The organism is Flavobacterium sp. CG_9.1 (genome assembly GCF_015751645.1).
GTDB lineage: Bacteria > Bacteroidota > Bacteroidia > Flavobacteriales > Flavobacteriaceae > Flavobacterium > Flavobacterium xanthum.
The window spans coordinates 40,355-52,035 of record NZ_JADOVC010000028.1; the positions used below are offsets into that span (position 1 = coordinate 40,355).

General features: G+C 32.9%; 10 protein-coding genes and 1 rRNA gene. 7 read left to right on the plus strand and 4 right to left on the minus strand.

Annotated features, from left to right (window positions below):
• Nucleotides 1-21 precede the first annotated feature (21 nt).
• From IWX83_RS13710 to IWX83_RS13740, 7 genes are all read left to right on the plus strand, one after another.
• Nucleotides 22-810: a sulfite exporter TauE/SafE family protein gene (locus IWX83_RS13710; protein WP_196830435.1), complete on the plus strand. Its 789-nt coding sequence runs from the start codon at nucleotides 22-24 to the stop codon at nucleotides 808-810.
• A gap of 78 nt (nucleotides 811-888) precedes the next feature.
• Entirely contained in the window at nucleotides 889-2,304 is a 1,416-nt protein-coding gene (locus IWX83_RS13715) for a rhodanese-like domain-containing protein (RefSeq protein ID WP_196830437.1), read from the plus strand.
• A 25-nt stretch (nucleotides 2,305-2,329) separates the two neighbouring features.
• Nucleotides 2,330-2,533 (plus strand): DUF2892 domain-containing protein, encoded by a 204-nt coding sequence (locus IWX83_RS13720; protein ID WP_066076681.1) that lies wholly within the window; start codon nucleotides 2,330-2,332, stop codon nucleotides 2,531-2,533.
• Nucleotide 2,534: 1 nt separating this feature from the next.
• Entirely contained in the window at nucleotides 2,535-3,350 is an 816-nt protein-coding gene (locus tag IWX83_RS13725; protein ID WP_196830439.1) for a methyltransferase domain-containing protein, read from the plus strand.
• A gap of 34 nt (nucleotides 3,351-3,384) precedes the next feature.
• A complete protein-coding gene (locus tag IWX83_RS13730) occupies nucleotides 3,385-3,591 on the plus strand; it encodes a hypothetical protein (RefSeq protein ID WP_196830441.1) in 207 nt (68 codons plus the stop codon).
• Entirely contained in the window at nucleotides 3,584-3,886 is a 303-nt protein-coding gene (gene trxA, locus IWX83_RS13735) for a thioredoxin (RefSeq protein WP_196830443.1), read from the plus strand. Before IWX83_RS13730 ends, trxA begins: the two co-directional genes overlap by 8 nt.
• A 276-nt stretch (nucleotides 3,887-4,162) precedes the next feature.
• A complete protein-coding gene (locus IWX83_RS13740) occupies nucleotides 4,163-4,777 on the plus strand; it encodes a TIGR00730 family Rossman fold protein (RefSeq protein ID WP_370568429.1) in 615 nt (204 codons plus the stop codon).
• A 116-nt stretch (nucleotides 4,778-4,893) separates the two neighbouring features.
• Here IWX83_RS13740 and IWX83_RS13745 read toward each other — a convergent pair whose 3' ends face one another.
• The 4 genes from IWX83_RS13745 to rrf form a co-directional block, all read right to left on the minus strand.
• A complete protein-coding gene (locus IWX83_RS13745) occupies nucleotides 4,894-7,041 on the minus strand; it encodes a PAS domain-containing hybrid sensor histidine kinase/response regulator (protein WP_196830447.1) in 2,148 nt (715 codons plus the stop codon).
• 144 nt (nucleotides 7,042-7,185) lie between these two features.
• Nucleotides 7,186-7,509, minus strand: coding sequence for a PAS domain-containing protein (locus IWX83_RS13750; RefSeq protein WP_196830455.1), 324 nt, complete (start codon nucleotides 7,507-7,509; stop codon nucleotides 7,186-7,188).
• Between the two features lie 3 nt (nucleotides 7,510-7,512).
• The gene (locus IWX83_RS13755) at nucleotides 7,513-10,425 is read right to left on the minus strand and encodes a chemotaxis protein CheB (RefSeq protein WP_196830449.1); all 2,913 of its coding nucleotides are present in this window, start codon (nucleotides 10,423-10,425) and stop codon (nucleotides 7,513-7,515) included.
• Nucleotides 10,426-11,589: 1,164 nt separating this feature from the next.
• A 5S ribosomal RNA gene (rrf, locus tag IWX83_RS13760) occupies nucleotides 11,590-11,681 on the minus strand; the annotation flags it as partial.

The following is an 11,681-nucleotide window of genomic DNA, read 5'->3' on the forward strand; positions in this document are numbered from 1 at the left end:
GTCACTTCGAAAAATTTACAAATGGAATATTTAGGTTATTTTGCTTCGATTATTATTGGACTTTCATTAGGATTAATTGGGGGTGGAGGATCGATTCTTGCAGTTCCAATTTTAGTATACCTTTTCAAAATTCATCCGGAGCAAGCCACGAGTTATTCCTTATTTATAGTTGGAGTGACTGCTATGATTGGAAGTTACAGTCACTACCGTATTGGCAATTTAAAAATTAAGGCAGCACTTATTTTTGCAATTCCTTCCGTATTTTCTTTGCTTTTTGTAAGGGATATTATTCTGCCAAAAATTCCAGCTCTTCTTTTTACCTTACATAATTTTGAAATATCAAAAAATGTATTGATCATGATTGTGTTTGCTTTTCTTATGATTGCGGCATCTATATCGATGATCAAAAAATCAAATCCAAAAAAAACACCTCCAAAAGACAGTTTTAGTAGAATTGCCATCATTGGACTTTTAGTCGGTTTTATCACTGGATTTCTAGGAGCTGGCGGCGGTTTCTTGATCATTCCAGCTTTGCTTTTCTTTGCAAATTTACCAATGAAACAAGCCATTGGCACCTCATTATTGATTATCTTTATTAATTCATTAATTGGTTTTGGTGGTGACGTATGCAACGGTATTGTTATAAATTATAAATTACTTTTTACAATATCTGCTATAGCAATAATTGGAATGTTCCTAGGTACTTATTTGTCAAAAAAAATAGATGGGGCAAAACTGAAACCAGCTTTTGGTTGGTTTGTATTAGTAATGGGATTTTATATTATAATCAAAGAATTTTTCCTGACTTAAAATAGGAATGTAACAATTGTCACTGTATATCCTAAAAAACGGAAGTACATTTGTACTGTAAATTAAAAAAACAAAATCATGCAAATAGAACAAATATATACTGGATGTTTAGCGCAAGGCGCTTACTATATTACTTCAAACGGGGAAGCAGCTATTATTGATCCACTGCGTGAAACCCAACCCTATTTAGACCGACTTGAAAGAGATGGTGTGAAATTAAAATATATTTTTGAAACCCATTTCCATGCTGACTTTGTTTCTGGACATGTAGATTTGAGTCGTCAAACTGCTGCTCCTATCGTTTATGGACCAAATGCAACCTGCGAATTTGATTGCATTTCTGCAAAAGACGGACAAGAATTCACCATTGGAAACATCAAAATAAAGGTCCTACACACTCCAGGACATACTATGGAAAGCTCCACTTATTTATTGATTGACGAAAACGGAAAAGATCACGCTATTTTTTCAGGTGATACATTGTTCATTGGAGATGTGGGAAGGCCAGATTTAGCCCAAAAGGCGGCACACATGACACAGGAACAACTAGCCGCTACGCTCTTCCATTCGTTACGGAATAAAATTATGACTTTGGCAGATGATGTTATTGTCTATCCCGCTCATGGTGCGGGAAGTGCTTGTGGAAAAAACATGAGTAAGGAAACCGTTTCAACCATTGGCGAACAAAAAAATACAAATTATGCATTGAGATCAGATATGACTGAAGCAGAGTTTATTCAAGAAGTAACTGAAGGTTTATTGCCACCACCAGCTTATTTTGGCATGAATGTGGCCATGAACAAAAAAGGTTACGATAGCTTTGAAAATATTCTAAATTTAGGAATGCGGGCGCTTTCGCCGTTAGAATTTGAAGTTGCCGCGGATAAAACCGGAGCCTTACTCTTGGACACTCGCAAAAATGGAGAATTTGCAAAAGGATTTATTCCGCAGTCAATAAACATTGGAATTGACGGTGATTTTGCTCCATGGGTAGGTGCGTTAATTGCTGATGTAAAGCAGCCCATCCTTATTGTTTGCGAACCAGGACAAGAAGAAGAAACGGTTACCCGATTAAGTCGTGTCGGTTTTGACAATTTAATGGGCCATTTAGCAGGCGGTTTTGATGCTTGGGCAAAAGCTGGAAAAGAAATTGATACTGTAAATAGAATTACAGCAGAAAAATTTGCGAAAGAAGTAAAAATTGGTGAAAGTAAAATAATTGATATTCGTAAAGAAAGTGAATATTGTGCAGAGCACGTTGAAGAATCGTACAGCAAGCCATTAGCCGCTATCAATGATTGGATAGAAGATATTAATCCAAAAGAACATTTTTACTTGCATTGCGCTGGTGGATACCGCAGTATGATTGCCGCTTCAATTCTAGAAGCCCGTGGTTTTAGAAATTTTACCGAAATTGAAGGCGGTTTCAATGCAATCGCTAAAACAACGATTCCAAAAACTGATTTTGTATGCCAAAGCAAGGTTTTAAAATAATTGAATAAGTAAATACAGTGTTATCATGAAAAAAAATATGGGTTCAACAGACAAGATTATTCGAATTGCAATAGCTGTAATCATCGCTATATTGTATTTCACCAATACGATCAGCGGCACAGTCGCATTAGTGTTAGGAGCTTTTGCTGTCATTTTTTTACTAACAAGCTTTATCAGTTTTTGTCCGCTGTATTCCCCGTTTGGAATTTCAACTCGAAAAAAAATATAAAATGTCTGATTTAAAATGTGATGCTACTTCTTTGTATAAACCACTGGACGCAGCCTATTGGGAGGCACATTACAGCGCTAAAACCACTGGCTGGGATTTAGGCACAGTTGCTCCTCCCATAAAAATGTACATTGATAAAATCGCTGATAAAAACAGTAGAATTCTGATTCCTGGTTGTGGCAACAGCTATGAAGCCGAATACCTATTGAATCTGGGATTTACAGATATTACTGTTATCGATATTGCACCAACACCTGCTGTAATTTTACAAGAAAAGTTTAAAAATAATGCTGCTATTCAGATTGTATTAGGCGATTTTTTTGAGCATCAAGGAAACTATGATTTGATTATTGAACAAACTTTTTTCTGTGCTTTACCGCCTACAATGCGTCAAAAATACGTTTGGAAAATGCATCAACTTTTGGCAGATAAAGGAATTTTGGCTGGTTTATTATTCAATAGAACATTTGAATCTGGACCTCCTTTTGGAGGCAATCAAGAAGAATACGAAATGCTTTTTAAAGACGCTTTTAGTTTTTTAGAAATGGGACCGACTCAAAATTCAATTGCACCAAGAGCCAATTCAGAATTGTTTTTCGAATTGAGAAAGAACAGTACCGTTTTTGTTAACATGTATCAATCTGAAAATATCAAGTGCAGTACTTCCTCTTCAGATGTAACAGAAAAACTTTTCACAATTGAAAGTGTTTTAAATGCTAGTAGAAGCAGTGATTTTGAAGAAATCCTTATTGTTAGCATTGCTGCTATTGATAGCAAAACTATCAAAGATGCTCTTTCCAACAGTAAAGAAAATTAAGAATTAAATTAATATTCCTTTTAAAGCAACAAAAATGAAAGCATTACTATTTACAAATTGGCATACGATGCGCTGGGTTCGGCTGGCCTTTGCCTTATTTTTATTTGCCCAAGCGTATATCGTCAAAGAATGGATGTTCATTGGTCTTGGACTGTTTTTCTTCATTCAAGTAATTTTTAACTTAGGTTGCGGTATAAATGGCTGCAGCATCCCAAAAACTAAATCTAGAAAATATGAGTAATTTTGATACCATTATCGAATCCGACAAACCGGTTTTAATCGATTTTTTTGCAACATGGTGTGGCCCGTGCAAAATGCTTGGCCCCATTTTGAAAGAAGTCAAAGACAATTTAGGAGATCGTGTTTCCATCTTAAAAATTGATGTAGACAAAAATCAACAGATTGCAAGCAAATATCAGGTTCGCGGTGTTCCTACAATGATATTATTTCAAAACGGAAAACAGTTGTGGAGACAATCAGGCGTATTAACCAAGGAGCAGATCATCCAAACCATTGTAGAAAAAAGCAATAAATAAACCTAAAATAATACCTATAAAAATGGTAATACTTTGACTGACTGTGATTACATCTACCCTTATTTTCTTTTGTTTAGTAGTCGAAAATGATTTTACAAACCGAAAAAAACTGGGCCAATAGTATTATTTTCCTACCTTAGTCATCCTATGGAAAAGCAACGAAAATACAGACTTTCAAGATCAGAATCTTTATTTGTAAGAGGACCTTTGACACGATTAAAAAACCTATTCTTTGTTTTTAAAGTCCTCTATAACTTTATTAGAGCGTTTCAAAAAATGCATTTTATAGGTCCATGCGTTACCGTTTTTGGTTCTGCTCGATTTGGTCCTGAAACACAACATTATAAAAGTGCAGAACGAATAGGTGCTGGAATAGCTGATTTAGGTTTTACAGTGATGACGGGCGGCGGCCCTGGAATTATGGAAGCCGCAAATAAAGGTGCCTTTCAAACGGGCGGATACTCTGTAGGAATTAATATAATCCTTCCAACAGAGCAGAAACCAAATCCCTACTTGCACAAGTGGATTTACATTCCTTATTTCTTTGTACGGAAAGTAATTCTAATAAAATATTCCTATGCATTTGTGGTAATGCCAGGAGGAATGGGCACATTAGATGAATTATTTGAAGCATTAACTTTAATTCAAAATAAAATTATTAATAATTTTCCAATTGTAATTTTTGATTCTGTTTATCACAAAGAATTGAGTCATCACATTCAAAGAATGGTAGATAATGAAAGTATCAGTCCCCAAGATATGAAACTCTTATTTATAACTGACTCAGAGGAGGAAGTAATAGAACATATTCAAAAACATGCAATTAAAAAATTTGGTTTGAAAAAACAAGAGTACAAAGCCAGATGGTGGCTTGGTGAAAAAAACAGATAATGATGCATTCAATTTTATGAAAAAAGTAAAGTAAAAAAGGATTGAATAGCAATTTTACTACTTCCTTATTACTTTCTAATAAATTTTTCATTCACTTAAATCATCTTTTTTAAGAATTACTCTTTCAGCCACTTGTATAAAACTTCCTCTAAATCACAACGAATAATTGGTTTTGAAACATAATCATCCATTCCAGACTCCAAACATTTTTCTTTCTCACCCAACATGATCCCTGCTGTTAAAGCAATAATTGGAATATTATTGTATTTTTTTAAATGTTTAATTTCTGCTGTTGTTTGATATCCATTTTTATGCGGCATTTGTATGTCCATTAAAATTAGATCTAACTTCTCTTTCTTATACATTTTAATCGCTTTTCCCCCATCTGACGCTTCTAATATAGTACAGCCAGAAAGTATCGATTTAAGCAACGTTCTAACCAAAAGCATGTTGATCTTATTATCTTCCACAACCAATATTGTTTTCCTAGAGAAATCAATACAAGAAAATGTACTGTTTTCATCTACAGTTTTCACTTCTTGAACTCCTGAAGTATTCTTGTGTTGACCTCTTTCTAATGTCACGTTAAAATAAAACTCACTACCCTGTCCAAATGTACTTTTTAATTGTATCGCACTATTCATCAAACCTAAAAGCTGGTTCGAGATCGCTAATCCAAGTCCTGTTCCGCCAAATTTGCGGGTAATAGAACAATCCTCTTGAATAAAAGATTGAAATACTTTTTCTTGATTTTCTTGCTTTATTCCAATTCCAGTATCCTTGACAGAGAAGTGTAAATGACATTGATTCTTATCTCCAGAAATAAGATCACATCCTATCGATAAATGTACGAACCCTATTTTAGTGAATTTCAAAGCGTTACCTACTAAATTTACCAAAACCTGTTTTAACCGTATCGAGTCGCCTAATACAAATTTAGGAACTGTGTTTTCAATGTTTAAGATGAGATCTATTTTCTTGGCTTCTGCATGAAATTTAAAAATATCAATAACATGATGGGTCAGGTCAAAAAGATTTATTTCTTCAATATGAAGTTCTAATTTTCCAGACTCAATTTTTGAAAAATCTAAAATATCATTAATGATTTCGATTAAAATGGTTGCTGATTCATTAACCGCGCTCATATATTCTTTTTGATTAACGTCCAGATTTGTTCTCATTAACAAATCACTAAAGCCAATGATACCGTTTAAAGGAGTCCTAATTTCATGACTCATATTTGTCAAAAAACTGGATTTAGCCCTACTAGCTGATTCAGCTGATTCTTTAGCCTTCGTCAGCTCAATTTCCAACTTTTTTAGTTCTGTTATTTCTATAAAACTGATAATTACTTCACTTATGTCTCCAGCAGCATTAAAAACAGGAAAGCCATTGAGAAAATGCCATTGAACAGCTGTAATGTCTGGCTTTTTTATGCCAATAGTAAAATTAGTAAGTGGTTTTTTAGTTCTTATAATTTGATCTACGGGATAGTTTTCTACCGCTAATTGTTCATAGTCTTCTTTTACAAATTCCCAAATAGGATTAAAACTCTGTTTTTCTTTTATTTGTTCTTTACTCAAACCAATGAGTTCAGAAGCTTTTGGGTTCGAATAAAGGATGGAACCATCCTTATTATGCAAAATGATCCCAACATCAAGATTATTCAATAAATCCCGATATCGTTTTTCACTTTCAATCAAAGCAAATTCCGTTTCTTTCAGGTGTGTGATATCCACTATGGTCATCAACACATGCTCTTTATTCTTCGAGAGGATTCCAATCAAATATACATTTGTTAAAGCAGTGTCTTCTAATAGTAATTTAATTTCACAGCACTCATTTTTATCAGAGCTAATTACGGAATCTAAAAATTTATTAAATACCGATTTTGTATCATCAGAAACAAAAAAACCAAATTGACTATTGATTAATTTTGATCTGTCTTTATGCAAAAACTGGGAACCTGAAAGATTTAGTTCGATTATAGAGCCTGAACCTGTAAGTGTAAAATAGCCTACGGGAGCAAAATCATAAAGTTCTGTGTATTTCTGAATTGCATTTTCAGCAGCTTCTTTGGCAAGAATCAGTTCTTCTTTTTGCATCTCCATCTCGATTTGATGAACTTCTAATTCATGGATCAGTTTTAATGTTTCCACTTCTGAAAGTGGAGAACTATATTTTGATTCTTTAATTAAATATAGTTCTTCTACCTTTTGTCTTATTCTAAGAAGTAAATCGGTTTTTTTTTCAATATTACCCATAAGTGCAATTTTTTTAAAATACTACTATTTGAACGATCTATAATTGGAAATTTTGCAACCTTTTCTTAGTCTATACTGCTATTTCATGTATGAAAAATTGAATATTTTTTTGATTACCAATAAAATATACAGTACTGATGAATTCTATATTGTTACTACTCTTACTTGCCGTTTCCATATCCTTGTAATAAGATTGGAATGATTTTTTTCGCTAAATTCAATGAATGATTTTTTATTTTTAATGATATTTTTAAAGAATTCAACAGTCCACACTTCTTTGCCAATAAAGCTCTCTTTAGAAAGACCTATTAAATTAATAAAAAAAGGATTAACAGCATTTATCTTTCCGGTTGCTCCATCAACAAATAAAATTCCATCTTTTACTGAATCAAAAAGATATTTATAACGAGTTTCAGCATTGACTAAAGCTTCTTGTACAAAAACACGATCTGAAATATCCCTTATAATACACTAGATTACTTTTTTAGTATTGACCAAATAAACATTACTGACAAACTCAACATGTATATTTCTTCCCTTTGCTGTTTCAAGTGGTAAATTTTCGTAGCGAACAAACTCTTTTTTTTGCAATTCTAAAAAATTGTCTTTATTAGCTACAATATCTTTTAAAGAACCTATTTCCCAAATTGATTTTTCGATAAACTGTTCGTAAGAATAACCAAGCATACCGACTAGAAATGGATTTACATCGATTATTTTTCCGGTATCAAAATTAAGAATTAAAATTCCATCTTTGGCAGATTCAAAAAGGCGACGATACTGATTCTCTAATTTTAGTAATTCTTCTGCTTGCTTTGCTGCTGTAATGTCAGTAAATGTTATTACAAGTCCGTCAATTCGATCGTCAAGAGTTCGATAAGGCATGATTCGAACATCATAAAATCGATCATTATGTGATGCTATTTCTTTTTGAATAGGTACCAGCGTTTTGATGACTTTAAGAGCATTATTGGCCATTTCAGGATAGATCAAATCACATACTAAATCAGTAAAAGGCCTGCCTGTATCCGTTACACGTAATTTGGATATCTTTGTCACAGGATCCGTAAATCGACGAATATTTAATTCTTTGTCTAAAAAAAGAGTTGCTATCTCCGTGCTATTAAGCAGGTTTTTCATGTCATTGTTTGCCTGTTCAAAGTCAATTAATTTACTTTGTAACTCTGTATTTACGGTCTGCAATTCTTCGTTTAGGCTCTGTAACTCTTCCTTTGATGTAGTTAATTCTTCATTAGTAGATTGTAGTTCTTCATTAGTGGATTGTAATTCTTCATTAGTAGATTTAAGTTCCTCCTGAGAAGTTTGCATTTCTTCTCGAACGCTGTTTAAATCTTTATTACTACGAACGAGAGCTGCTTCCAATTCTCGTTGTTTAATGCCTGCAGTTTGTTTTCTTGATTTTAAAGAACTCAAAATATTTTCGGATACAGGTTGGATATCAGTAAAAACAATAAGAATTATCCCTTTTATCACATCGGGACTTTCTATTCGTTGTACTGTCACATTAATAAAATGATATATTCCATTTTCAGAAATCTTTACATTTTCAATAAACACGGGATCAAAATTCTGTAAGGCTTTCCGAAACGCAACCGGCAACTCATGTCTTAGACCTTCTCGCGCCATGGCATGAACATTCCAGTTTGCTTTGCCAGCAACTGGTTCTAAATATTTCCCGGTTCTACCCGTAATATAAATAATATCTCCTTTGCTATTAACCAGAATACTTGCTGGTGAAAAACGTTGCAGGACGATTTGATATGTTAGATTTTGTATATTTTCAACGACCTTAGTTTCATTCATAGTGTCAATAGTTATTCTTTTTGGATGGGAAAAAGAACTTGGAAAATTAGCAAATTTAGGATAAGCTGATCTTGCAATTCGTTTATAAAATTTCAATTTAGAATCTATAGCTTCAAATCCCTTAATAGTACTTGCTATAGTCTCAGCAGTCCCAAGCATCATTATTCCACCTTGATTTAGACTGTAATTAAATAAAGTTATTAATTTATTTTGCAATTCGGGCTCCATGTATATTAGCATATTACGACAGGTGATTATATCTAATTTAGTAAAAGGAGGATCCTTGATTACATTATGGGGTGCAAAAACAATCATTTCCCGAATAGATGCATTCACGCGGTATCCGTCTTTCTCCTGTACAAAAAATTTATTTATCCGTTCTTGAGAAACATCTTTTGATATAGAGGAATAAAAGAATCCTTTTCTAGCTTTCTCAATAGATAAAACATCTAAATCTGTAGCAAAAATTTGAACTTTAATCCTTTTGGTTCTCTCAATTTTAGATAAAGCTTCTTCAAAAACGATAGTCAATGAATAAGCTTCTTCACCTGTTGAACATGCCGGAACCCATGCTCGCAGGATGTATCCGCTAGGCATTTCTCTTAAAATGTTAGGAATTATTTCCTCTTTAAGTTTGATCCAGACTGCAGGATCCCGGAAGAAACTAGTCACACCAATCAGTAATTCTTTAAAAAGTAATTCAATCTCGCTTGAGTTCTCTTGTAAAAAACGAACGTAATTTTGTATTTCATCTATCTGATGTAATCCTTTTCTTCGTTCAACACGGCGCATTAAAGTACTCTCTTTATACATTGAAAAGTCATGCCCTGTTTGTTCCCTTAATAAGATGATAACTTTATCAAGGTTATTTTTGGATTTAGTAAGAAAAACAGCCTCCCTATTTGCTGGAGGTAAAAATTTAATCAGACCTATCATTTTACTTGGTATTTCTTCAACTGGGGCTACAAGATCAGGAACAACAATCTCTAATACACTGCGAGGCATACTGTCAAATTTTGCAGTAGCAGGATCCTGAACTATTGCAATACCCTCACTTTCTTTAATAGCTTTCAAACCCAACGGACCGTCAGATCCCATACCAGAAAGAATAACTCCGACACTTTTTTGCATACGATCTTTCGCTAATGATTTAAAAAAAATATCGATTGGCAATCGTAGACCACGTGCTTGTGTTGGACTAAATAAATGTAACTTACTATTTAATAAAGACAAACTTTTATTGGGTGGAATTACGTAAACAGTATTTGGTTTTACTCTTACTGCATCTTCGGCCTGCGAAACCTTCATTTTACTCATCCTTTGTAATAATTCTGGCATCATTCCAATATGAGTCGGGTCTAAATGTTGAATCACAACAAACGCCATCCCAGTATTGATCGGCATGTTTTCAAAAAATAATTCCAATGCTTCTAAGCCACCAGCTGACGCTCCAATACCAACAATAGGAAAATCATTGATACCAGTTTGGGAGATGCTTGATTCTGGTTTTATATGCAGAACTTCACCTTCATCAAGACTAAATTGACTATTTTTTGCCATCACTGTTGCAACATTTTTTAAATATTAATATGGAAAGAAAAACTGCAAATTTCAAACTTGATTTTTCGCATCTCTTTTTTTTACAAAAAGCTAATCTAAGACGTTTATAATCTTCTGGATACTTTTGATAAATAAAATAATGAAAATTTTAATTCTCAAAAAAAAGCAAAGATTATATATTTAACAATTATTTTTTTACTTCTATAAATAGATAAAATGTAGTACTATGAAAAATAAATTATTCGCATAGAAATGGGCACTCTAATTTCATTAACGCTAATAATTAACTACTTAAGACTAAACATATGTTAAATTTAATAAAAAAAAATACATTTTACACTGCGAATACAAAATAAAAATACTTAAGCAAATAATCACTAAATTTTTTTACCAATTAAAAAATTGCAGCAAAAAAAGAAACTGGAAACTAAGCATTAGATTTGTCTATACTACTACTTCATAAACCACCAAATTTAAGGTTTACTTCCAAATCTTTCCTTAAGATTAAAACACAACAGCATAATTTTTTTTAATTTGTATTAAAAATAACATATTCTTTTATAAGTAATATAAATGCTAAATGTTCTATATTCTTCAATCCAATTTAAAGCCTCCTATACAGTTATCTCTGAATTACTTTACTTAAAGTTTGGACGATTTTATCACATCGAAAAGTAGAAGAATCTCAATCATACTTGAATATGGTAAAATTCACAAAAAAATTTGCTGCTTGTGAAACCGCTAAGCAATTATTAACTTCAAGCACGGTTCTACAATATGAAAATAATAACAAATGGGACGTAGGCAAAAAAGAACGGCCTGAAATACTATTTAAAGAATATAAAAAATTATGAAAGACCTATAACATTACTTCAGAATAAACGATTACTATCAAAAATTAGATTAAACGGTATAGTGTTCTTGATCCTACAAAACCAATATAACACTTCTTAACCGGTTACAATTTTTGATACTCCTAGGTTTTCGTTATGATCCGTCATTTTGTTCTTGATCCTACAAAACCAATACAAAAAATTTTAACCGATTATAATTTTTGCTACTCCACATGTTTTGTTCTTGATTGGTTTTATTCTTAATTCTGTAATCAACGCGGAATAGCTATAAAACAAAAAACCCTTCATCTATTGATGAAGGGTTTTAAAAGAAAGGCGACGACATACTCTCCCACATAACTGCAGTACCATCTGCGCAGGCGGGCTTAACTACTCTGTTCGGGATGGGAAGAGGTGAGCCCC

Coding starts and splice junctions, on each gene's coding strand:
- IWX83_RS13710 (WP_196830435.1), top strand. CDS start 22: ATGGAATATTTAGGTTATTTTGCTTCGATTATTATTGGACTTTCATTA.
- IWX83_RS13715 (WP_196830437.1), top strand. CDS start 889: ATGCAAATAGAACAAATATATACTGGATGTTTAGCGCAAGGCGCTTAC.
- IWX83_RS13720 (WP_066076681.1), top strand. CDS start 2,330: ATGAAAAAAAATATGGGTTCAACAGACAAGATTATTCGAATTGCAATA.
- IWX83_RS13725 (WP_196830439.1), top strand. CDS start 2,535: ATGTCTGATTTAAAATGTGATGCTACTTCTTTGTATAAACCACTGGAC.
- IWX83_RS13730 (WP_196830441.1), top strand. CDS start 3,385: ATGAAAGCATTACTATTTACAAATTGGCATACGATGCGCTGGGTTCGG.
- trxA (WP_196830443.1), top strand. CDS start 3,584: ATGAGTAATTTTGATACCATTATCGAATCCGACAAACCGGTTTTAATC.
- IWX83_RS13740 (WP_370568429.1), top strand. CDS start 4,163: ATGCATTTTATAGGTCCATGCGTTACCGTTTTTGGTTCTGCTCGATTT.
- IWX83_RS13745 (WP_196830447.1), bottom strand. CDS start 7,041: ATGGGTAATATTGAAAAAAAAACCGATTTACTTCTTAGAATAAGACAA.
- IWX83_RS13755 (WP_196830449.1), bottom strand. CDS start 10,425: ATGGCAAAAAATAGTCAATTTAGTCTTGATGAAGGTGAAGTTCTGCAT.